The organism is Nocardia uniformis NBRC 13702 (assembly GCF_001613345.1).
GTDB lineage: Bacteria > Actinomycetota > Actinomycetes > Mycobacteriales > Mycobacteriaceae > Nocardia > Nocardia uniformis.
Genome location: NZ_BDCE01000051.1, coordinates 1 through 23,466, shown reverse-complemented (window position 1 = coordinate 23,466; position 23,466 = coordinate 1). Strand labels below are relative to the sequence as shown.

The following is a 23,466-nucleotide window of genomic DNA, read 5'->3' as shown; positions in this document are numbered from 1 at the left end:
ATCATGCCGGTGGGCGTCATACTCGGCCCGTCATTGTTCGGGTGCTCGCGGTGCGCCTCGTAGAGTGGCAGGCAGCAGCTTCGACACGTGAGGGAAGGTCTGTGTCCACAACACTCGCCAAGGGACAGAACGGTCCACTGGGCACTACCGATGTCGTGATCTCGGTGCAGGTCGCCGCCGCCGCCGACCTGTCCGCGCTACTGGTCACCGAACGCGGAAAAGTGCGCTCCGACGCCGACTTCGTCTTCTTCAACCAGCCCAATGGTCCGGGCGTGCGGTTGCAGCCGACAACGCCGGGGCAACCCGCCGCCCTGGCGGTGTCACTGCATCAGGTACCCGCCGACATCGACCAGATCCGCGCGGTGATCACCCTCGACGACCCGACCGTGCCCTTCGGCCGGATGGCCCCACCGTCGGCGTTTGTGGCCGATGGGTCCGGGAATCGGCTCTACGAGTATCGGATCGAGGGTCTGCAGACCGAATCGATTGTCATCGCGTTGGAGCTGTACCGGCGAGCCGGCGGGTGGAAGGTACGCGCGGTCGGCCAAGGTTACGCGGGCGGATTCGCCGCGCTGGTCACCGACCACGGTGTGAGCGTCGACGACGCCGCACCGCCGCCCGCCGCACCGCGCACCCCGCCTCCTGCGCAACCACCGTCGCCACCCGGCTACCCCTCGCAGCCGCCGAACTATCCGCCGTCGGCCGCTGCGCCGCAACCCCCGCCCTACCCGCCCGCAGCGGCCTATCCGCCGCCGACCGGACACCCCCCGAACCCCGGGCCGGGATATCCGCCGCCCCCTGGTGCCGCGGCCGGGTATCCGCCCGCAGGCCCGCACTCCGCGCCGCAACCGGCGGGTGAGGTCAGCCTGGCCAAAGGCCGTCCGGTCAGCCTGGTCAAGGGCCAGCGGGTGACACTGCGCAAGGAGGGCGGTGTCGCGCTCACCCGGATCCGGATGGGCTTGGGCTGGGATCCGGTGAAGAAGAGCGGATTCTTCGGCAGTCGCACCATCGACATCGACCTCGACGCCTGGGTCGCCATGTTCGCCAACCACAACCTCAGCGACGTCGCCTACTACGGGCAGCTCATCTCCAAGGACGGATCCATCCGCCACCAGGGCGACAACCTGACCGGTGAGGGCGAGGGCGACGACGAGGTCATCCTGGTCGACCTCACCCGCGTCCCGCCCCACATCACCACCCTGCTCTTCACCGTCACGTCGTATCAGGGGCAGACCTTCGAACAGGTCAGCAATGCCTACTGCCGCCTGGTGGACGAGACCACCGGCGCCGAGCTGGCCCGCTATTCACTCACCGGCGGAATGCCGTTCACCGCCATGGCGATGGCGAAAGTCTTTCGCGCGGGCGGGGATTGGAAGATGCAGGCGATCGGTGAAGGATTTCAGGCCAAACATCCCGGCGAAGCGGTGCCGCAACTCGGACGATTCGTGGCCGAGCGATAACGGCGACGTTCTACCCGAACAGCCCGATCTCGAGCAAGAAAGAGTTCGCCGGGTGTCCAGACTTCTGGCCAGGTGGTGTCCAACACAGCGGCGACGCGCACCTGATCTGCGGGGTTCGCATCTGGACAACAGCACCACTCATGTTCCGCCGATCCTGCGAGGCTTCCGGACCTCGAAGCGGCACAGAGGCAGCGTCCGACGAGTCTCGCCGTCAAGCCCGATCACCGGAGGTCCGGTGCCTTGACGGAGTTCGCTTTGCGATGCAGAGTATATGTCATGAACTCTGCATCGCAAAGCTATCCCGATGCCGCCGACGCCCGGCAGCTCCTCGGCGATATCGAGCGACTCACTGCGCGCGGCTGGCGAATGGCGTCGCCCGCCTGGTTCCCCCTGTTGTGTGTCGCGGTGGCCGTGCTGGCGTCGGTTCCCGCCGGGATCGCGTTGGAAGGCGGGAGTCCCGGCTGGTACTGGCTGATCGTCGCTCCGCTCACCACGATCGCGTCGTCCTGGTACTTCCTCACCCGTCGCGCCCAGATCCCGGATACCCGCGGTGTGGTGCTGGGGCTGACCGGTCTCGCAATGCTCACCGGGACGATGCTGTTCGGCGCGCTCGTCGACGGAAACTGGGCAGTAGCGACCCCGTGGCTCGTCATCGGCATCGGATTCGGGGTGTTCTCGATCGCGATGCGCTCGATCGGGGCCGCCGCCTTCTCCGCCGTGACCATCATCGCCGCGGTGACCGTCGCAATAACCGAGCCGGCTGAGGGCTACGCGATCCTCGCGTTCGTGGTCGGTGCCACCGCCGCACTCGCGGCGTTCATCGAAATGGTCCGCGCTGACGGGGCGCGGTCGCGTTGATCGAACCGCACCCGTCGGTCGGCCTCGACGATATCGTTCACCAGCGCACCCGGCTCGGCATCCTCGCTCTGCTCCGCAGCGGCGTCACGATGGAGTTCGGTGCCCTGCGCGACACCCTCCAACTCACCGACGGCAACCTCAACCGCCACCTGAAAGTTCTCGACGACGCGGGCCTGATCACCAGCACTCGCAAGACGGGCCACGGCAGGCCCCGCACTTGGCTCACCCTGACCGCCGCAGGTCGCACCGCCCTCGACGCTGAACTCGCCGCCCTACGCGCGATCATCACTACCGCCGAGGGGTAGCGCCACCAGCACGGCAGATCGAAACTGTCGACGGCGCGGAGCGCGGGCCCATACTGCCGGACAGGCTGGCTCGTCCAGTCTGCGGCATTAAATGGGCACCGATCCGGTACTGGTGGGTGCTGGTGAAACTCGTCCTCGCTGTGTCCATTCCGGTGTTCGCGGCGGTAGCAGGAAAGCGGCTGGGTGCGCTGCTCCGCCGCCGTGACCGGCGACCGCTCCGCAGAGCTGGCCGGAACCGACGCCAAGCCGTGGGTGTGCTTCGTCGGATTCAGCCTCTTGCTGGGGTTCGTGACGGCGCTGTCGACGGTCGAGCCGTGGGGCCGGACACCGTGGTTGGGGCACCGATGCGACGGCGGGCGGTCACGCCCGCACCAGTGCACCGAGAACGCGTCGAGAATCGGCGACACTCGGAATCTGCTCCCGCGCGGCGGAATTCGGTGATCGATGTGGACGATCCCTGCCTATAGCCGCCTTTCCCGGTAGTGTTCGGGAGGTGACGACCGGCGAGGGGGGACCGCACGCGACACCGATCGGGGTGCGGGGAACGGTGGCGGCGCGATTACGGGCGGCGATCTTCGATGCGCGAGCCGAAGCGGTACGGGCATCGGACAGAGCGGGCGGGCAGTACCTGGACCGGGATTTGCTCGAGCTCCTGGAACTGCAGCGCCGTATCACGCGCATCGCCGACCAGCTCGACGCGACCGACGACCACCACCTCACAGGCCCGGGCACACCCGTACCGTCCGCCGACACCGGTACCGCTCGGTCGACGGCGGATGTACTGGGGAATCCGCAGTGGCCCGGTGGGCATGGCGAGTTCGCCAGGCGCGCTACCGCCGCAGCTCTCGTGGAGACGCTATCGTCGGGGACAGCGCCGGACCACAGAAGCCGGCAACCCGGAACAAGATTTCGGTACATCGAGAAGGGCAAGAAAGGAATCATCATGGGTGTCACTCTGGCCAAGGGCGGCAACGTGTCGCTGTCGAAGCAGGCCCCGAACCTGACCGCGGTAGCGGTCGGTCTGGGCTGGGATGTGCGTTCCACCACCGGCGCCGACTTCGACCTCGACGCCAGCGCGTTGGCCACCGGAGAGAGCCGGAAGGTGCTGTCGGACAGCCATTTCGTGTTCTACAACAACCTGCGCTCGCCCGAGGGCAGCATCGAGCACACCGGCGACAACCTCACCGGTGAGGGCGAAGGCGACGACGAGGTGATCAACATCGACCTGGCGGGCACGCCACCGACGATCACCAACATCTTCTTCCCCGTCTCGATTCACGACGCGCAGGCGCGGGCACAGTCCTTCGGACAGGTCCGCAACGCCTATATCCGCGTCGTGGACCGCAGCAACGGCGCGGAACTCGCGCGCTACGACCTCACCGAGGACGCTTCGTCCGAGACCGCGATGGTGTTCGGCGAGCTCTACCGCAACGGAGCGGAGTGGAAGTTCCGCGCCATCGGCCAAGGCTATGCGTCCGGCCTGGCGGGCATCGCCCGCGACTACGGCGTCAACCTCTGATTCGGATCACGGTACGGGGGAATGGGTTTCACGTTGCGGTCCGCGGCGCGCAGCCACCGCGGGCTGATCCGTGGCAATAACGAGGATTCGATGTTCGCCGGCGCGCGGTTGCTGGCATTGGCGGACGGTATGGGTGGCCACACCGGAGGTGAGGTGGCCTCAGCAATGATGATCGCGGCGCTGGCACCCCTCGATGACGCACCAATCGCTGACCCGCGTACCGCGTTGGCCGCCGCGCTCGCGGCCGGGAACGCCGCCATCGCCGAGAAGGTTTCCACCGCACCGGATCTGGCGGGGATGGGGACGACGCTGACCGCATTGCTGTTCTCCGGCAACAGGTTCGGACTCGCCCATGTCGGGGACTCGCGCGCCTATCTGCTGCGCGACGGGACGCTGTCGCGGCTGACCCGTGACGACACGTTCGTGCAGTCGCTGGTCGATGCCGGGTACATCACCGCCGAGCGGGCCACCACTCACCCACGGCGGTCGCTGATCATGCAAGCGCTCACCGGGGCCGAGGTGGCACCGACGCTCACGGTCCGCGACACCAGCTTCGGCGACCGCTATCTCCTGTGCTCGGACGGCTTGTCCGACGTCGTCGACGACGACACTCTCGCGGCGACGCTGAGCGAACACGGTATCGATGCCTGCGCGGACCGGCTTATCGAACTCGCTCTCGCCGCGGGCGGACCCGACAACATCACCGTTGTCGTCGCCGAACTCATCGCCGCGACGCCACCGCAGTAGTAACCCGGGGTCGCGCACGAATGCCGTGAGGGTGCCTGCGGTCTCGCGGATATGCCGGTATCGGTCGTGGTTACCATGATCGGCAAGACTCATGTCGGGTCGGGGGCGAACCAGCAGGGAGTACACGACGCGTGACCGACGAGGATCGCCCTTCCGCCGGACGGCATTCCCGCCGCACTCCCTGGGAACGTGCCGATCAATTCGATACCCACCCAGTACATTCGACACCTGGCCCACGCGGACGTCACCACCAGCCGGACAACGATTCGTGGATGACCGCCGAGACCGATCAGTATCCGGTCCCCACCGAAGCAACCGCGCCTCGACCACCGCATGTCGGAAGCCGTCGGCGTCGTGCAGCGACCCGGTCGGGCACACGACGAGCCAAGACCGCCGGACGCGGTGTCGTCGTGCTGCTGTCGGTGATGACGTTGCTCGGCACCGGCGGAGCATGGCGATACCTGCACGCAATCGATGACGGGTTCACCCACATCGATGCGCTCGACCCCGACTCCGCCGACGTCGTCGACCCCGGCGGACAACGGGGTGACGAAACCTTCCTCATCGTCGGCACCGACAGCCGCGCCGGGGCAACGGAGAGATGGGCGCCGGTAACGCCACCGACGTCGAGGGTGCCCGCGCCGACACCGTCATGCTGATCACCATCCCCGCCAACCGGCAACGCGTCGTCGCCGTCTCCTTTCCGCGCGACCTCGATGTCTATCGCCCGGTGTGTCCGGTGTGGGACAACGCGACCGCCAGCTACTCCGGCGAGATGATGTCCGCTGCAGATGGGGACAAGCTCAACGCAACCTATGCCCTCGGTGGGCCTCGCTGCCTGGTCAAGGTAATCCAGAAGATCTCCGGCCTCAAGATCGGCCACTTCATCGGCATCGACTTCGCCGGATTCGAAACCGTGGTCGACCAGATCGGCGGCGTCGAAATCTGCACCCCCACCCCGCTCATCGACGACCTGCTCGGTCCCGTCCTCCCCACCGCCGGCCGCCAAACCATCAACGGCGCAACCGCTCTGGACTATGTGCGCGCCCGCCACATCCTCAGCGACCCCACCAGCGACTACGGGCGCATCAAACGCCAGCAACGCTTCCTGTCGTCGCTGCTGCGGTCCGCGCTGTCGGGCAAAGTGCTGCTCGACCCCGCCAAACTCAACGGCTTCATCACCGCCTTCGCCGCCCAGACCTTCGTTGAGAACGTCACTCCCAAGGACCTGATCACCCTCGGCCGCTCGCTGCAAGGGGTCGACGCGGGGGCGGTCACCTTCCTCACCGTCCCCACCGACGGCACCAACGAGGTCGGCAATGAAATTCCCCGCACCACCGACATACGCGCCATCTTCCGCGCCATCATCGACGACACCCCACTGCCCGGCGAGAAGCGTGGTCCCGCACCGGTCACCACCACCCTCGCCGCCGCCCTGCCCACGCAAGATCAGGACACGGTCGTCGATCCGAGTCAGGTCACGGTGAGCGTCTCCAACGCCACCACCACACCTGGGCTCGCGTCGACCACTGGCGCCGAACTCGCCGACTACGGCTTCACGATCGGCACCATCGGCAATCACCCGGAAACCAGCAGCAGCACCGTCATCCGCTTTCCCACTGGACTTCGGGGCGCCGCCGAGGCACTCGCCGCGATCGTCCCCGACGCCACCCTCGAGGAAACCGCCAGCACCACCGGTGTCCTCGGCCTGATCCTCGGTACCGACTACACCGGCACCCTCACCCCATCGGACACCTCCGACGGCTCGACCATCACGCTGCCGTCCGACCTCACCATCACCAACGCCGCCGACGAGACCTGCGCCTGAGAATTGTGCAGCGGTCGAACACTGTCGTCCGCGAGCTAATCGCTGGCCAGCGTAGCCACGCGCTGAGTCCGGTGCATCTCTGACCACGCCCGCCCAATACACGTTTCTCAGTTCGGGTGCGCGAACCTCTCACCGTGACTGCCGCTGGACCGGTGACGGAAATATCGAGCCACCTCGATATCAGCGGAAATTTGCAGTTCACGATGGGTAGCCGTTGTTGTAGATGCTGTATGTGCCACCCCATTGGCGCGAACCGACACTCACGGGGTGGAGGTATCTAGCCTTCAGTCGCATCGCATGGTTGCGCTCGACAGGCGCCACCTCAGATCAGGTGTCCGGATAATGGGGGAAGCTCAGCCACAACTGGGTGCGCCGGATTGTGAAGAACTGCGTGGGCGGCGTTGCCAGAGATACTGACCATAAGCTGCGCCCAGCGGTCTTCGGCTTCTCGGCTGCGGGCGGTTTCGACACGAATCAACCCTACAGAATTCGCATGGCAACCGACCCCAGGGACAGGACCACCATGAGTCGTACAACGATCATCATCATTATCGGGTTCGTCTTGCTCGGTCTGTTCCTATTGTGCGGCAGCCTTTTCGGCCGCAGGGGAATGCATCGCGCCGCCGAGGATTTCCTGCTCGTCTGGCTGGCCTTGGTCATCGGAAATATGGCGGTGGGAGTGATCGACGAGGGTTACGGAGTGGCCGAGGAAATCCCGTTCCTCCTGATCAATTTCATTCCTCCCGGGATTGTCGCCGCTGTCGCGTGGTTCCGGACCAGGCCATCGTTACGGCAGCCGCAGAACCGGTCCTGAACGGACTCAGTAGTGCAGGGGGCCGTGGGCCTCGTTGAGCGGGCGGGCGGACCCGTGGCCGCGTTCGGCCAGGATCTGCGCTGCGATCGATATCGCGGTTTCGTCCGGGGTGTGGGCGTTGAGATCCAGGCCCAGTGGACTTTTCAGGCGTGCGAGTTCGGTGCTGGTGACCCCGGCGGTCCGGAGTCGTTCGGTTCGTTCGGCGTGCGTGCGTCGTGAGCCGAGGGCACCGACGAATCCGATGTCGCGTATTCCGAGTGCCGCCGCGAGCATCGGAACATCGAACTTGGTGTCGTGTGTGAGCACGCAGACCACGGTGCGCCGGTCAATCCGTCCGCCCGCGAGTTCTGCCATCAGATATCGGTGCGGCCAGTCCACGACCACCTCGTGCGCGGCGGGGAAACGAGCGGGGGTAGCGAAGGTTTCGCGTGCGTCGACCACCGTTATCCGATAACCGAGCTGGCGGCCGGTCCAGCTCAGTGCCCGCACGAAGTCATTGGCTCCGGCCAGGATCATCCGCGCGGGTGCGGCGAAGGTGTGCACGAACACTCGCGGGCGCGGTGACGGGTCGGTACCGCACTCGTCGGTGCAGATAATGCCGCTGCGTCCGGCATCGAGTAGAGCCCGAGCGTCACGGTCGACGCCGCGCCAGGGTTCGCAATCTCCCGGGCGCAACAGTTTCCAGTGTGCGTCGGTGTCCAGCGTGGTCGCCAATGCCACCGGGCGCCCCGCCGCGATATCGTCGCGCACCTCGGTAAACAGGTCCCCGAGCGCGCTGTCGAGGCGCTGGCAGAAGATCTCCATCTCGCCCCCGCAGGTCAGCCCGACTTCGATGCCGTTGCCGTCGGCGTAGCCGAACCGGTCGGTGACCGGTTGCCCGGTCTCCAGCACCTGTGCGGCGGACTCGAGCACAGCGGATTCGACGCAACCTCCCGATATCGATCCCAGGACCTCGCCCGTCGTGGTGAGGACCATCGCGGCCCCAGGTTCGCGCGGGCCCGCGCCGGTCGAATCCACGACCCGCGCCAAGGCCACCGGGCCGTGGGGCAGCAGCCTGATCAACTCATCGAGCATCGCGCGCACAGGCTCGCTTCCTTCCTCGCGTCGGTCGACACCGTGCCCTCGCCGAAGGACGAGGGCACGCCCGATCCGGCCAGTCCTCGACCGACGGCGGCATTCGGGTCAGGGTTACAGCAGGTGCTCGATTCGTAGTGGGATCTCGCGCATGCGGCGGCCTGTGGCATGGTGCACGGCGTTGATGATCGCCGCGGCGGTGCCGACCATGCCGAGTTCACCGAGCCCTTTGACGCCGAGTGGATTGAGCACCGAATCTTCGAACTCGACAAAGGAGATGTCGACCGCGGGGGCGTCGGCATTGACCGGTAACAGGTATTCCAGCAGCGAGGAATTCGCCCAGCGGCCGTCGCGGATGTCGGGCAGCGAGCCTTCCATCAGTGCTTGGGACAATCCCCAGTTCATACCGCCGAGTACTTGGCTGCGCGCCAGTTTCGCGTTGAGTACCCGTCCGGGCGCGAACGCACCGACCAGGCGCCGGACTCGGATCAGCCCGAGCTCGGGATCGACCGCCACCTCGGCGAATTGGGCGCCGAAGCTCAGTTTTCCGTGCGCCTCGGGATCGGGCGTGGGCAGCCAACTGCCGGTTGTCTCTATGTCGGACAGCTGATTTCGCTGAAGCACCGCTGAATAGGTCTCTCCGATCGAGGGATCGGAGACCAGGCGAAGCGTGCCGTCGACGCCCTCGATCTCCGCGGAGGTTCGCCCGTGCAGCGGCGAACCCTCGTCGGCTGTCGCGATCGAGACAAGTTGCGCGAGCAGTTGCGTGCCCGCGATGTGCACGGCCGAACTGACGATCGCCGCTCCCGTCGAACCCACCGCCGCAGCGATATTCGGGAAGTCGGTGCTGCCGATCTCGACGCGGACGCGGTCGAACGGCACTCCCATCGCGTCACCGGCCACCTGCGAGGCGATGGTCGCGACCCCGGTGCCGAACTCCTGTGTTCCCGCCTGCACCACCAGAGAACCATCCGATCGCAGTCGCGCGTGTGCGCGTTGCGGCTGACCGGGTTCGTAGACCGGATAGCCGGCGGTGCCCACCCCCCAGCCGATCAGCCAGTTCCCGTCGGTATGTGAGCCGGGGACCGGATTGCGTGCGCCCCAGCCGAATCGCTCGGCCGCGTGCCGCAGGCATTCGGCGTAACCGTCGGAAGTCCACCGATTGCCACTTTCCGGGTCCACCGCGGCATGGTTGCGTAGACGCAGCTCCACCGGGTCCGCACCGAGTTGCTCGGCGAGTTCGTCGAGCGAGCACTCCAGCGCCACCATCCCGGAGGCCTCGCCGGGCCCACGCATGAATGTCGGGGTCATGGTGTTGCCCTTGACCAGCTGATACCGGCCCTCCCAATTCGCGATCGCATAGGCCTTGCCCGCCACTTCCAGGGACAGCTCCGCCCAGTCGTCGAACGGGGAGGTGACCGAGAGCTTGTGGTGGCGCAGGCCGGTGCAACGACCGTCGGTATCCGAGACCAAGGTGATGCGCTGTTCCTGTTCTTCGCGCAGCCCGGTGCCGTAGAACATCTGTTCTCGGTTCAGGATAATGCGCACCGGCCGTGCGAGTTCGCGAGCGACCAAGGGCGCGAGGGTGACGTGCGGCCACATCATGGCTTTGCCGCCGAAGCCACCCCCGACGTAGTCCGCGACTACCCGAACCCTGCTCGGAGAAATACCAAGATATGCGGCGATGGTCAGTTGACTGGCCACGATGCCCTGGGTGGAGTCGTACACCAGGACCGAGTCGCCGTCCCACATCGCTGCGGTCGCCGAGCACTCGATGGGATTGTGATGGTTGGCCGCGAAGTGATACGTGGCGTCCACGCTGTGCGCGGCCTCGGCGGCAGCGGTTGCGAAATCACCGCGGGACTGCGCGGCGGGCACAAGGCCGGCGAAGATGCTGTCCGGCAGGTATTGCCGGTCCCGTCCGTCGTCCAGGCGGACCATCGGCGGCTGTGCGGTGTAGGTGGCTTCGATCAGAGTGGCGGCATGCTGGGCGACCTCGAAGGTATCGGCGACGACCACCGCGATCGGTTGTCCGAAGTAGTGGATCGTGGTGTCCTGCATGGGAAAGAACGTCTGGCCCGGCGCCGAATGGCCGAACGCGGACGGCAGCACCGGGACGGTGGCGACCCTCGGCAGATTCTGGTGGGTGTAGACCGCGACGGCGCCGGCGCGCAGCGCGGCATCGGTGTCGATCGAGCTCAGCGTGCCGTTGCCGATCTCCGCACCGACCAGCACGCCGTAGGCCGCATTGGGCATCGGGATCTCGGCGGTGTAGCGGGCGGCACCGGTGACCTTGGCCCGGCCGTCGACCCGGTCGATTCCTTGCCCGACCAGCTTCGGCGCGGTGGGCGCGCTCATTTGTGGCCCCCGATCTGGACGGTGACCGTCTCGAGGGCACGCACCAGTGTTCGTTGCGCGAGTGTGACTTTGAACTTGTTCATCGGATTGCTGCCGTCGGCAGCGGCGAGTTCGGCGGCAGCCGCGATTGCGAAGTTCTCCTTGGTCGCGGACCTGCCGATGAGCATGGATTCGGCGATGCGGGCCCGCCATGGTTTGGTGGCGACACCACCGAGACCGATGCGCACATTCGCGACGGATCCGTCGACCAGATCCAGCGCCACGGCCGCCGAAGCGGCTGCGAACTCATAGGATTCGCGATCGCGCACCTTCAAATAGTGCGAGGTGGTCGCGTAGGCGAGCGGGGGCACATCGATGCGGACGACGAGTTCATCCGGACTGATCGGATGTTCGATATGTGGTGTGTCCGCGGGGATCAGGAAGAAGTCGTCGAAGGCGAAGGACCGGGTGCCCTTCGGGCCCTGCACATGAACGACAGCGTCGAGGGCGGTGAGTGGGATGGCCACATCCGAGGGGTGCATGGCGAAGCAGTGCTCGCTGGTGCCCAGGACAGCGTTGCCGCGGTGCAGGCCGTCGAGCACACCACATCCGCTTCCCGGGTTGCGTTTGTTGCACGCGAACGCCACATCACGAAATCCTGGACACCGCACCTTCTGCATCAGATTGCCGCCCATCGAGGCCATATTCCGGATCTGCGCCGTCGCGCCCTTCCAGAGCGCCACCGAGAGAAACGGATACCGCTCACGTACACCAGGATCGGCCGCTACCTCGCTCATCCGCACCATCGCCCCGATCCGAAGACCGCCGTCGGCGGTGATTTCGAGTTCGGTGAGCGGGAGCCGGTTGACATCGACCACGTTATCGGGCTGCATCGCCCCGATTCGCAGCATGTCCACCAATGTTGTTCCGCCCGCTAGGAATACCGTGTTCGGGCGAGCCGTGACAGCGGTGATGGCGTCGTCGACGGTTTCGGCGCGAGCGAACGCGATGGGCTTCACTTCGCGTCACCTCCCGCCATGTCGTCGCGCGCGTCCTTGATAGCCTCGCGGATGTTCTGATACGCCGCGCAACGGCAGATATTGCCGCTCATCCACTCGGCGATCTCCTCGTCGCTGTCGGTATGCCCCTCCTCGATGCAGGCGATGGCCGACATGATCTGCCCCGGTGTGCAATAGCCGCACTGCAGCCCATCGCGGTCAATGAACGCGCGCTGCACCGGATGCAGCTGGTCTCCGTTCGCGACGCCCTCGATCGTGGTGATCTCGCGGCCCTCCGCGCTGAGTGCCAGTGTCAGACACGACAATTCGCGCCTACCATCCATCAGTACCGTGCAGGCTCCGCAGGCGCCCTGATCACAGCCCTTCTTGGTGCCGGTCAGACGCAGATACTCCCGCAGCGCATCGAGCAGGCTCGCCCGCGGCTCCAATGCCACCGGGTAGAAATGTCCGTTCACACGCAATGTCGTCAGCGTGTGATCTGGTCCGGAGAATTCAGGTGTACGGGTGTCTTGCTCGGTTATTTCGCCAATGCTCATCGACTCGTATCTCCTGCTCGTGAATACGCATGGAACGCACAATCTCGATGTCGGAAAACGCAATTTCGAGGCCCGGGGAAATGCTAGCGAACAGTCAGCAACTATGCGCGGTCGGGTACTGCGATGGATCACTCGTAATCTAGTCGTTGTCAACCACGAGCGGCATCCGGCGGGACAGATCCGCGCGCCGGACGTTCCGGCTCAGACCATCGAGTGGCCAGGGAGCTTCCTGAACCCTCGAGAGCGGGCCCATCAGCCTGAGTGCGAGGCTCGCGCGGTGTAGCTGAGTTGGCTCGGCCATCTGATCGGGCACGATGCGGGATGTTCCGCCGATGTGAAGGAGACCCAGGCTGTCCGATTCGTCCACCGCTGTCAGGTCTTCATCACACCCCGGTAGTATCAGACCATACGGTCGCTCGTCGGCTGTGCGCTTTTCGGCTTGCCCGGGAGAGTGGAAATGAGACCACGCGGTGGCCCTGGTCTGCGGCGGTTGTCTCGCCGCAATCGGATACTGCTGATTTCCGCCGCGGTATTCGTCGTGTTCCTGCTGATTACTTCGCGTCTGGTCGGTGCCTATGTCAGTTGGCTGTGGTTCGGGGAAGTGGGATTCCGCGGCGTCTGGCTGACCTTGCTGTTGACCCGGCTGTCGCTGTTCATCGTGTTGGCCGTGTTCATCGGCAGCGTGCTTTTCGGGGCTATGTGGCTCGCGTTTCGCGTCCGCCCGCCGTTCTTCCCCGGCTCCGGAAAAGAAGATGTACTCCGGCCGTATCGTGCCATCGTGCTTCGGCGGCCGTTGTGGTTCGGACTGGGTATCGCCGCCGCAGTAGGCCTTATCTGCGGCCTCGCCGGGCGATCGAGTTGGGTGACGGTTCAATTGTTCATCCATGGCGGATCCTTCGGTGTATCGGATCCCGAGTTCGGCCACGATGTCGGATTCTTCGTCTTCGATCTGCCCTTCTATCGACTTGTCGTGAACTGGCTGCTGGTCGCCACCGTCCTGGCGTTTCTGGCCAACCTCGCCGCGCACTACCTGTTCGGGGGTCTACGGCTGTCGGGAAACGCGGCCGGTCTGACCCGTGCGGCGCGGATCCAACTCGCGGTACTCGCCGGGACCTTCATTGTCTGGAAGTCGGCCGCCTACTGGCTCGACCGATATTCGCTGCTGTCGAGCCGTAGCAGGGAACCCACCTTCGCTGGCCCCGGCTACACCGATATCAACGCGGTGCTTCCCGCGCGCTTCATTCTCTTCGCGATCGCCATCGTCTGCGCTGCGGCGGTATTCGCCGCGGTCGTGGTCCGGGATCTGCGAATCCCGGCGATGGCCGCCACACTTCTCCTGTTGTCGTCGATCCTGGTGGGCGGCGTCTGGCCGATGGTCGTCGAGCAGTTGTCGGTCCGTCCGAACGCCGCCGACATGGAACGCTCCTATATCGAGCGCAATATCGCGGCTAGCCGACAGGCCTACGGGGTCGGCAGCGACCGGGTCGAATACCACGCCTACCCCGGTGTCGGTACCAAGCCGCCGCCCGACGTCGCAGCGGACGCGACCACGATCGCCAACGCCCGCCTGCTGGACCCCAACGTGCTCTCGCGAACCTTCACCCAGCAGCAACAGCTGAAGAACTTCTACAGCTTCCCGGAGAATCTGGACCTGGATCGTTACCGCATCGACGGGGAACTGCGTGACTACGTGGTCGCGGTGCGTGAGCTGACCCCGAACGCGCTGAGCGGCAACCAACGCCACTGGGTGAATCGGCACACCGTCTACACCCACGGGAACGGCTTCGTCGGCGCGCCGGCCAATCGCGTCAACGCCGCGGTCCGGGACGCGGTCGGCGAGGTCGCCAGCAGCAATAGCGGATACCCGATCTATACGGTCAGCGACATCGCGTCCCAAGCATCCGGGCAGCAGGTGATCCCGGTGGATCAGCCGCGTATCTACTACGGTGAGGTGATCGCCCAGGCTCGTCCGGACTACGCCATCGTCGGCGGTGGCACCGAACCCCGCGAGTACGATACCGACACCACGAAATACACCTACAGCGGTGCCGGTGGCGTCCCCATCGGGAACTGGCTCAATCGCCTGGCGTTCGCCGCGAACTACGCCGAACGAAATATCATCTTCTCCAAGGCCATCGGTCCGGAATCGAAAATCATCTTCCATCGGGATCCACGCCAGCGCGTCGAACTCGTCGCACCGTGGTTGACGACCGACAACAATCCCTACCCGGCGGTCGTCGACGGCCGGATCCTCTGGATCGTCGACGCGTACACCAGCATCGACGGCTACCCATACGCCAAACGCAGCTCGCTCGAAGCCCTCGCGCCGGACAACGACACCCGCCTGCGGCCGCCCCGAGAGATCTCCTACCTCCGCAACTCGATCAAGGCCACCGTGGACGCGTACGACGGTACGGTCACGCTCTACCAGGTCGACCGACAGGATCCGCTGTTGGCGGCGTGGATGAAGGTCTTTCCCGGCACGGTCGAACCCGAAGAGTCGATCACCGCGGAGCTGCGAGCCCACTTCCGGTACCCGGAGGATCTGTTCACGATTCAACGGGAGATACTCGCCAAATACCATGTGGACGAACCGCGAGAGTTCTTCACCACCAACGCATTCTGGTCCGTACCCAGCGACCCGACCACGGACACCAACCCGCATCAGCCGCCGTTCTACGTGCTGTTCGGCGATCCGGACGATGCCCAACCGTCGTTCCGGCTGGCCAGCGCGATGGTCGGGTTCAATCGAGAATTCCTCTCCGCCTACGTCTCCGCCCACTCCGATCCCGAGAACTACGGCAAGATCAGCATTTTGCAGCTGCCGACCGACACCCTCACCCAGGGGCCTCAGCAGATCCAGAACTCGATGATCTCCGATACCAGGGTGGCATCCGAGCGAACCCTGCTCGAGCGTTCGAACCGAATCCAGTACGGCAACCTGCTCACCCTGCCGATCGCCGACGGTGGCGTGCTCTACATCGAACCGCTGTTCACCGAAAGGATCTCGACGACACCGAACGGGTCGACCTTCCCGCAGCTGGCTCGGGTGCTGGTCAGCTATCGCGAACCCGGTACCGGTGGTGTCCGGGTGGGGTACGCCCCGACCCTCGCCGAGGCACTCGACCAGGTATTCGGACCCGGTACCGGCGGGCTCGCCACCGCACCCGGAGGCAGTCCCGCCGCACCGCCGCCCCCGGGACAACCGCCCCCGGGACAGCAGCCCGTCCCCCCACCCACGCAATCCCCACCCGCCGTGGATCACACGAAGATCGCCGAACTCAACGCACAGATAGAAACCATCCGCGCGGCCCTCGAGCGTCTTCAACAGCAGCTCAACGACCTCGACCGTCCCGGTGGATAGCGACCGCTCGAAGGACCGGTCGGTGGTGCGAGAGCTGGCCGACCGCGCGAGCAGTTCGACTGCTTGCCGCCGCTACCCGGTTATCGGGCGGTGACGGTCTCGGCGGCTGCTGCCTCGTCCTCGGCCACACGAGCCGCATTCTTCGGGCCGCGGAGGGCGATGTAGATGAACAGGACGCCCATCACGGCGGCGCCTGCCGACATCGACTGCTGCCAGCCGTCGACGAAGGACTGCTGCGCGGCGTGCACCAAGCCCGGTGCGTGTACGCCTGCGTCGGCGGCGGCTTCGACGGCGTTGGCGATGCCTGCTCGCGCGGTGTCCGCGGTGCTCCGCGGGATGTCGTGCAACCGGTCGTCGATGGCGTTGCGGTAGCCGGCGGCCAGGAGTGCGCCGAGCAGGGCCACGCCGAGCGCGGTGCCGAACTCGCGGGTCACGTCGTTGAGCGCGGAGGCAACCCCCTGCTTCTCGCGCGGCAGGGAACCCGTTATGGCCTCGGTGGAGGGTGTCATCGACAGGCCCATACCGATACCCATGGCGAGCATGCCGGGCAGGATGGAGAGGTAGCCGCCGTCGACGGACACGATGGCGGCCATGAGCGCGAGACCGGCACCGGCCAGCAGGATTCCGGTGGCCATGGTCGCTCGGGCGCCGATGCGGGTGGCCAGCAGTGGGGCGAGCCCGGCAGTAATCATCATCATCACGGCCATGGGCATCATGGCCGCCGTGGACAACAGTCCCGACCAGCCGAGGACGGCCTGGAAGAACGGGAACAGGACCACCGCGATACCGGCCTGCACACCGAAGACGACCAGTAGCGTGATCGAGCCGCCAGCCAGGCCGCGCTCTCGGAACAGGCGCACATCCAGCAGCGATGCGTCCCGGAGGTGCAGCTCCCAGATCACGAAGCCGACCGCGGCGAGGAGACCGACGGCCAGGCTGATCAGAGTCGCGGGCGCGGTCCAGCCGCGTTCCGGTCCCTCCTGCAGGACGAAGATGAGCCCCACCACCGCGACGGTCGATACCAGTGCGCCGACGGTGTCGAAGGGGTGCGCGGCCCGCTCGCGGGAATTGGGAACCGACCGCAGCGTCATCGCCAATGCCGCGATGACCAGGACCACGGGCAGGGCGAACAGCCAGCGCCAGTCCGCGACATCGACGAGCAGGGCGGACAGGAACATACCCAGGATCCCGCCGCCTCCGGCGACACCCGTCCACACACCGATCGCCTTTCCGCGCTGCTCCGCGGGAAAAGTGGAGGTGATGACGGCAAGGGTGATGGGCATGATCATCGCCGCACCGATACCGCTGGCCACCCGCGCGGACAGCATTACCCCAACCGACGGGGCCGCTGCCGCAGCGATATTCGAGATGCCGAAGACGACCAGCCCGGCAATCAGCATGGGTTTGCGGCCCAAGCGGTCACCGATCGCGCCGAGCGGCAGCAGCAGCGCGGCCAGGGCGAGGGTGTAGATATTGATGATCCACAGGACGGTGCTCTGCGAGGCGTCGAACTCGACGGCCATGTGGGTCTGGGCGACGTTCAGTCCGGACACCGACGCGATGACGGCCATCAGCGCGATCGAGACGGCGATCAGGATTTTGCGTAGCTGACGCGCATCCGGCACGCCACCGCCGCTGTCGTCGGCGACGGTCACCTGTGCGGGCTGGTTCGTTGTCATGGATTCCTCTCGAAAAGGGCATGCGGAGTCAGCGCCGGAGCGTGTCCGGGCGCGGAGTGAATGCAGTGGGGGCCCGGTTGCCAGCGCACCCCGGCTGAGTCGCGCGGTGGGGCGATGCGGGCCTGGCCGTCAGGCGGTGGTGTCGCCCTGGGCCGCGGCGAGCGCGGCGTCGGTGTCGGCGGTGGCCAGCAGGGCGTTGATGTGGGAGCCGGCCAGGGCACCGGCCGCGGCGGAAGCGCCGACTTGCGCGGTCAGGTCGGTGGCGTTGCCGGCCACCCAGACACCCGGCACCTCGGTGGTGCCGGCCATGCCGGAGGCAATGCGGCGGCCCATATTGTCGGGCAATTCCTCCATCGGCAGCTTCAGACCGTCGAGACCTGCTGTGCGAGCTTGCATCCGGGTGGAGACCGCGAGAACGCGGCGGTCCACGAGCGTGCCGTCGACCAGACGCACCCCGGCGATGCCACCGGCCTCGCTCTTCACGACTTCCCGCACCGCGGTGTCGACAATGCGGATGTCGCGGGCGGCGAAGCGCGCCCGGGTGTTGTCGTCCAGCTCGGTGTCGCGGGTGAAGTAGACGAGATCGTCGGTCAGCTGCCGGAACAGCAGCGCGTGATGGATCGAGGCGGGGCCGGTGGCCAGGATGCCGATGGGTTCATCGCGCACCTCCCAGCCGTGGCAGTACGGGCAGTGGACCACCGAGTGACCCCAGTGCTCGGCCAGGCCGGGGATGTCGGGCAGCACGTCGTATAGTCCGGTGGCCACCAATACTCGGCGCGCGGTCAGGGTGCGGCCGTCGGCGAGGGTGACGGTGAAACGGAGGTCACCGTCGCTCGCGGGGGCGGCCGGTTCGGTCGAGGTCACCGCACCGAAGACGACCCGGCCGCCGTACCGGCGCACCTGTTCCCGGCCTCGCTCGAGCAGTTCGCTGGGCGGGGTGCCGTCGAGCACGATGAAGCCGTGCATGGCCTCGGCCGGCGCGTTGCGGGGAGTGCCGCTGTCGATCACGACGACCGAGCGGCGGGAACGGGCGAGCATCAGCGCACCGTTCAAACCCGCGGCACCCCCGCCGATCACCACGACGTCGACGGTCTCACCGGGCAGTGCATTGTCCGCATACAGGGGAGTCGTCTCAGCCATCCTCATACCCTTCGTGCGTGGCCCAGCGGTTCTGGGCCCTGCGGCGACCATAACCCCGTCTTGCATTAAAGGCATACAATGTTGCCTATGGCGCAAGAAGATGGTGAGTTGGACAGCCTCGTACGCAAACGCATCCGGGCGCTGCGCGTGGCGCAGGGTTGGTCGCTGGAGGAGCTGGCCGCCCGAGCCCATGTCAGTCAGTCCACGCTCTCGCGCATCGAGAACGGTCAGCGTCGCCTCGCGCTCGATCAGCTGGTCACCCTCGCCCGCGCCCTGGACACGTCGCTGGATCAGCTGGTGGAGGCCGCCCCGGACGATGTCGTCACCAGCCCGATGATCGACGGTGCGCGCGGAATCATGCGCTGGCCCATCAAATCCGATCCCGGCGTGACCGTCATACGTCAACGTATGACCGAGCCGCCACCAGACAATCCCACGCGCATGCGCGCCCACCCCGGTCGGGAATGGCTCGTCGTCCTGTCCGGCACCGCGATCCTCATGCTGGGGCACCGCCGCTTCCGCATCGAAACCAATCAGGCCGCGGAGTTCCCCACCATGCTCCCGCACGCCATCGGCGCGGAAGGCGGCCCCTGCGAGATCCTGGGCATCTTCGACCGCGATGCCCGTCGCGGCCACCAGCGCGATAGCGATGGTGAGGGCACCGGGGGCGACCTATGAATCCCGCGTCGGTACCACAGTTCTGACGCTGTGCCCGATGACGATGACAGAACCTCCTGCCACTGGGTTTCGGCCGTCCTACGTCACCGTTCATGAGAGCGGTACGGCTACATGGACGATCGTCGAAGAGACGGCGTGCGTCGTGGCATTGCGGACCGGCGACAGCAGCATCCCCTTTGACCGAGCGGTGCAACTCGGCCAGTGCTTCGATCTGTTCCCCGCCTATCCAGAGCTGTGGTGGAAGGTGTTGCGGGACCGCGAACACCTTCGAGTTGAGGGCGAGAGGTGCGGCAGGATCGGATGACGCAGAGATGACGAGAGTGACTTCGCCGCCAATAGGCTGGGGCACTGCGCATTGAGGTGGGCAATGTTCGCAAGGCTCCTGCTGGGGCGGGACCCAATGACCTCGGTGTTTCAGCTCCTCGGCGACAGCCAGGCCGACCGCGCCAACTGCTCGGCCAGGGCATCTGCCTGGCGAATGCCGGCTCGGAATGCTTCAGGCCAGCACGCGAATACGTCTGGATTGGCCGCGGACGCGTTGAATACGTCGATCGTGGCGGCGTCCGGTCCGAAATGCACCACGGCATCGGCCGGGACCCCGGCGAGTTCGGCACGAAGAGGCTCGCGCGGCCACTGATGCGCTAGGGGTTCGATGACCAGAACAACATCCGCGTCCGCGGCGATGTCGGCGTTGGTGGCCGACCACACCCCGCCATCGATGTAGTAGCGGTTGTCCACGACGACGGGCGGGAAGGCTCCGGGCAAGGCGCGGCTTGCGACGGTGGCGGTTGTCAGGGCCACACCACTGTCGCTGTTCCAGATTCGGCGCTCGCCGCTCTCGGCATCGACCACGATGACCTTCAGCCTGTGATCCGGCCAGGCGTTGCCACCGATAAACCACTCCGTCGGCTCGATATGCTCTGGCCGGGCCGGTTCTTCGGCCATCGCCAGCTGACCCACCTTGCGTCGCGCCACCTCACGATCCGCATTCCGGTCGGACAGCACAGCGAATACCGCCGCCAGTAGCTCCGGCTTCCGCGGAGGATGCGACACTTTGACGTCGGCAGGGAATGGACTGTTGGCGAGTGAGTCGAGATCGCGGCCGGTGGCCAGCATGGCACCGACCGACGCGCCCGCGGACGTGCCCACTATCGAATCGGCCGCACCCAAATCGATTCCGCGGCGGCGCAACTCAGCGGCCAATCCCGCCATCCACGCCGTGCCATAGATACTGCCGCCACCCAATACAATCGAACGTCGAATGGTCTCGTTGGACGTTCGATCGACAGTTTTCCCCACCATTCGGCCATCCTAACCACGTTGATCACCGTTGCAAGTCAACGCATTTCAGCGGCCGATCGAACCTTCGCCAGCTCCGGCACCGACCACTCGGCTCGCGGGTGGGTGGTGTAGCTAATCGAAAGCGCCAGTAGGCGTGCGGCACTCGTCAGCGGCGGACGTCCCGGCGTTACTCGACAGGCATCGTGGACCAATGGTCCTCAATCGCCGCACGATGAGATAAGGGTCTGTTGAGGATCTTGAAAGTTCGCCCCGGTAGAAATGCTTCCAATGGACTGAAAATAGTTCAGCCGCAGGCAAACCGGCTCTGCGGGAAGGTGGCGACGGGGGGAGCCTCGCCGCGTGTTCGACCGACGGAAGGCACGATCATGAAAACATTCAGGGCCACAGTGGTTATCGGAGGAATTGTCGCGACTGCCCTCACCGGCTTCGCGGGAGCGGCGGCAGCGACGACTCCGGTGGCACACACGCCGTGCGACAACAGCGAAGCGATGCACAAGGCGTGGGATGTGAACACCGGGCGACCGGTCATCTGCGTCAGTACCGGCGCCACCGGCCCCAAATGGGTGCCCGACGCCACCCGATAGCGGCCGACCCCGGACTCCGCTGAACCCCCGTTCGGCAATCCGGATGGGGTTCGGTGACCCGATTGTCGGGCGGAGGCCCAGGCAAGTTCGCCGCTTCAGTTCGCGGCGTTGGGTGAATCGATGGGGGCGTGCAGTGCGTGCGTGAGGATCCGGTGGATGTATTCGGGATCGGCGGGGGCGTTATCGATCAGGATCGCGGTGCACAATCCGTCGGAGGCGGCGACCACGGCGGCGATGGCGGCGGTGTCCTCGGTGAGGGTGCCGGCGAGTTCGGCGACATTCTCCCGCCAGCGGCGGGCGACCGGTGCGAGTGCGGGCCGGCGGGCGGCGAGGGTTGCCAGTTCTCGTTCGGCCATGGCGCGTTCGCGGCCGGATCCGCCGGATGCGGCGATGAGTTGAGCCAGGCCACGCAGTTTGTCCTCGGGGCCGTCGATGAGAGCGCGGATGCGGGCGGTGTATTCGTCGGCGACGCTGGACAGGGCGGCGACGAGCAGATCGTCGAGGGTGGCGAAATAGTAGGTGCTCAGACTGGTGGTGATGCCTGCTTGTTTGGCGACGGTGCGATGGGTGACGCCGGCGGCGCCGTCGCGGGTGATGACGGCGAGGGTCGCGTCGATGATCTCGCTGCGTCGCTTACTGCCCCGGGCCTTGCGCCCGTCGGTGGCCGTTTCGTCGTCGCTCATGCTCCCCTCCCGTGGGTGTCGAGGTTAGTCGAGCACGTCACCGCGGGTCCGTTCCGGCTTCCCGATGTCGCCGAGTGGGTCGACATGACGCAGCGCGACCATACAGAGGACGACGGCGGTGAGGATGGCCGCACCGGCAATAGCCGAGGCGATATTCACGCCGTCGGTGAAGACATTCTTCGCGGTGTCGATGACATCGCCGGGGACTTCGTCGGCCACCGACAGTGCGCCGGAGAGGCTTTCTGTGAGCCGCCCGGAGACCTCCGTCGAGGTCCCGGCCGGTGGGTTCATCCGACCCGTATAGAGGGCGGTGGTCAGACTGCCGAGCAGAGCGACGCCGACGGCGATACCGAGTTCCTGCACGGTTTCCGACATTGCGGCGGCCGACCCGGACTTCGATGCCGGCGCCGCGCCGACGACGATGTCGGTGCCCAGCGCGGCGACGGCGCCCAGTCCCAGGTAGACGAACGCGAACCCCGCGACGACCCGGGTGGTATCCCCGCTCCCGGCAGTGGCCAGCAGCAAATAGCCGAGGGTTGACAGCCCGAGCATGACCGCCATGACCCGGCCGGGACGCATCCGCCGGGCGAGCAGGGGTGCACCGATCGCGGCGGCGAACATCGCCAGCGCCGGCGGCCCCATCCATAAACCGGCCACGAATGGGCTCAAACCCTCGACGAGTTGGAGGTATTGGGTGACCAGGTACATTGTGCCGCCCACCCCGACCAGTCCGATCAGCAGCACGGCCAGGGCTGCGGAGAAAGCCCCGTCGGCGAACAGGGTGACATCCAGCAGCGGCGAGACGAGACGGCGCTGACGCCGCACGAACAGCACACCGGCGATCACGCCGACCACCAGTAGGACGACCGCGGTGAGGTCGAGACCATGCGACGAGATGTGCTTGACCACATAGACAACCGGCAGCAGCGCCGCCAGCGAGAGGACAACACTGATCAGGTCGAGCCCGCCCGCGTGCGGATCGGCGAACTCGGGCAGCGCGAACTTCGCCCCGACCAGGACGACCACCGCGATCGGGACCGCGAGCAGGAATGCCGCGCCCCACCAGAAGACATCCACGAGAATCCCCCCGACCACCGGCCCGGCAGCCATACCGACCGCGAACATCGTCACCCAAACCCCAATGGCAAGCGCACGTTCGCGCGCATCGGCGAACATGTTCGAGATCAGCGACAGCGTGGATGGCATCAGGGTGGCTCCCGCCACACCGAGCAACGCCCGCGCCAGAATCAGTAGTTCGGCACTGGGGGCGAAGGCAGCGAACACCGAGACCGTCGCGAACGCCGCCATTCCGATCATCAGCAGTCGTCGTCGGCCGATTCTGTCGCCCAGTGTTCCCATTGTGATGAGGAATCCGGCGATGAAGAAGCCGTAGGAATCCATAATCCACATCGTCTGCGTCGCAGAGGGATTCAGCGCTTCGGCCATGCTCGGTAGGACCAGATACAGCACCGTCACGTCCAGGCCGAGCAGGACCGTCGGCAGCGCCAACAGCGCGAGACCGAACCATTCTCGAACCCC

19 protein-coding genes and 1 pseudogene are annotated in these 23,466 nt (G+C 66.1%); 11 read left to right on the top strand and 9 right to left on the bottom strand.

Going from position 1 to position 23,466, the window contains the following annotated elements; genetic code table 11:
- Positions 1-101 precede the first annotated feature (101 nt).
- From NU1_RS17635 to NU1_RS17595, 8 genes and pseudogenes are all read left to right on the top strand, one after another.
- Positions 102-1,460 (top strand): TerD family protein, encoded by a 1,359-nt coding sequence (locus tag NU1_RS17635; protein ID WP_067522782.1) that lies wholly within the window; start codon positions 102-104, stop codon positions 1,458-1,460.
- A gap of 276 nt (positions 1,461-1,736) precedes the next feature.
- On the top strand, positions 1,737-2,318 hold the full coding sequence (locus NU1_RS17630) for a hypothetical protein (RefSeq protein ID WP_067522780.1): 582 nt from the start codon (positions 1,737-1,739) through the stop codon (positions 2,316-2,318).
- Complete coding sequence (locus NU1_RS17625; protein ID WP_067522778.1) at positions 2,315-2,623, top strand: transcriptional regulator; 309 nt, start codon at positions 2,315-2,317, stop codon at positions 2,621-2,623. The genes NU1_RS17630 and NU1_RS17625 overlap by 4 nt, the downstream gene beginning before the upstream one ends.
- A gap of 943 nt (positions 2,624-3,566) precedes the next feature.
- On the top strand, positions 3,567-4,142 hold the full coding sequence (locus NU1_RS17615) for a TerD family protein (protein ID WP_067522835.1): 576 nt from the start codon (positions 3,567-3,569) through the stop codon (positions 4,140-4,142).
- A 21-nt stretch (positions 4,143-4,163) separates the two neighbouring features.
- Positions 4,164-4,868, top strand: a pseudogene (locus NU1_RS17610) (PP2C family protein-serine/threonine phosphatase); the annotation flags it as partial.
- A gap of 293 nt (positions 4,869-5,161) precedes the next feature.
- Complete coding sequence (locus tag NU1_RS44040; RefSeq protein ID WP_067522775.1) at positions 5,162-5,548, top strand: hypothetical protein; 387 nt, start codon at positions 5,162-5,164, stop codon at positions 5,546-5,548.
- Positions 5,491-6,717, top strand: coding sequence for an LCP family protein (locus NU1_RS17600; protein WP_067522773.1), 1,227 nt, complete (start codon positions 5,491-5,493; stop codon positions 6,715-6,717). The genes NU1_RS44040 and NU1_RS17600 overlap by 58 nt, the downstream gene beginning before the upstream one ends.
- A gap of 523 nt (positions 6,718-7,240) precedes the next feature.
- Positions 7,241-7,531, top strand: a complete 291-nt coding sequence (locus NU1_RS17595; protein WP_067522833.1) for a hypothetical protein — start codon at positions 7,241-7,243, stop codon at positions 7,529-7,531.
- A gap of 6 nt (positions 7,532-7,537) precedes the next feature.
- Here NU1_RS17595 and NU1_RS17590 read toward each other — a convergent pair whose 3' ends face one another.
- From NU1_RS17590 to NU1_RS17575, 4 genes are all read right to left on the bottom strand, one after another.
- Entirely contained in the window at positions 7,538-8,614 is a 1,077-nt protein-coding gene (locus NU1_RS17590; RefSeq protein ID WP_067522771.1) for an XdhC family protein, read from the bottom strand.
- A gap of 105 nt (positions 8,615-8,719) precedes the next feature.
- Positions 8,720-10,963, bottom strand: coding sequence for a xanthine dehydrogenase family protein molybdopterin-binding subunit (locus tag NU1_RS17585; protein WP_067522770.1), 2,244 nt, complete (start codon positions 10,961-10,963; stop codon positions 8,720-8,722).
- Complete coding sequence (locus NU1_RS17580) at positions 10,960-11,961, bottom strand: FAD binding domain-containing protein (RefSeq protein WP_067522768.1); 1,002 nt, start codon at positions 11,959-11,961, stop codon at positions 10,960-10,962. The genes NU1_RS17585 and NU1_RS17580 overlap by 4 nt, the downstream gene beginning before the upstream one ends.
- Positions 11,958-12,431: a (2Fe-2S)-binding protein gene (locus NU1_RS17575; RefSeq protein ID WP_067522831.1), complete on the bottom strand. Its 474-nt coding sequence runs from the start codon at positions 12,429-12,431 to the stop codon at positions 11,958-11,960. The genes NU1_RS17580 and NU1_RS17575 overlap by 4 nt, the downstream gene beginning before the upstream one ends.
- A gap of 523 nt (positions 12,432-12,954) precedes the next feature.
- Between NU1_RS17575 and NU1_RS17565 the strand changes: the two genes are divergently transcribed.
- Entirely contained in the window at positions 12,955-15,861 is a 2,907-nt protein-coding gene (locus NU1_RS17565) for a UPF0182 family protein (RefSeq protein ID WP_067522764.1), read from the top strand.
- Positions 15,862-15,941: 80 nt separating this feature from the next.
- On the opposite strand, the gene NU1_RS17560 is transcribed toward NU1_RS17565, so the two are convergent.
- Both NU1_RS17560 and NU1_RS17555 read right to left on the bottom strand, forming a co-directional pair.
- Positions 15,942-17,540, bottom strand: coding sequence for an MFS transporter (locus NU1_RS17560; protein ID WP_067522762.1), 1,599 nt, complete (start codon positions 17,538-17,540; stop codon positions 15,942-15,944).
- 129 nt (positions 17,541-17,669) lie between these two features.
- Positions 17,670-18,680: an NAD(P)/FAD-dependent oxidoreductase gene (locus tag NU1_RS17555; RefSeq protein ID WP_067522760.1), complete on the bottom strand. Its 1,011-nt coding sequence runs from the start codon at positions 18,678-18,680 to the stop codon at positions 17,670-17,672.
- A gap of 87 nt (positions 18,681-18,767) precedes the next feature.
- Between NU1_RS17555 and NU1_RS17550 the strand changes: the two genes are divergently transcribed.
- Entirely contained in the window at positions 18,768-19,358 is a 591-nt protein-coding gene (locus NU1_RS17550) for a helix-turn-helix domain-containing protein (protein WP_067522759.1), read from the top strand.
- 414 nt (positions 19,359-19,772) lie between these two features.
- Here the strand turns inward: NU1_RS17550 and NU1_RS17540 are convergent, their stop codons facing one another.
- Entirely contained in the window at positions 19,773-20,660 is an 888-nt protein-coding gene (locus NU1_RS17540; RefSeq protein ID WP_084521530.1) for a patatin-like phospholipase family protein, read from the bottom strand.
- Between the two features lie 365 nt (positions 20,661-21,025).
- On the opposite strand from NU1_RS17540, the gene NU1_RS17535 reads away from it, so the two are divergent.
- Positions 21,026-21,244, top strand: a complete 219-nt coding sequence (locus NU1_RS17535; protein WP_067522755.1) for a hypothetical protein — start codon at positions 21,026-21,028, stop codon at positions 21,242-21,244.
- Between the two features lie 95 nt (positions 21,245-21,339).
- Here the strand turns inward: NU1_RS17535 and NU1_RS17530 are convergent, their stop codons facing one another.
- Positions 21,340-21,927 carry a TetR/AcrR family transcriptional regulator gene (locus NU1_RS17530; protein ID WP_067522754.1) on the bottom strand — a complete coding sequence of 196 codons (588 nt, stop codon included), beginning with the start codon at positions 21,925-21,927 and terminating at the stop codon, positions 21,340-21,342.
- Positions 21,928-21,951: 24 nt separating this feature from the next.
- Positions 21,952-23,466: MFS transporter (locus NU1_RS17525; protein ID WP_245720175.1), on the bottom strand; the 1,515-nt coding region annotated here is incomplete at its 5' end.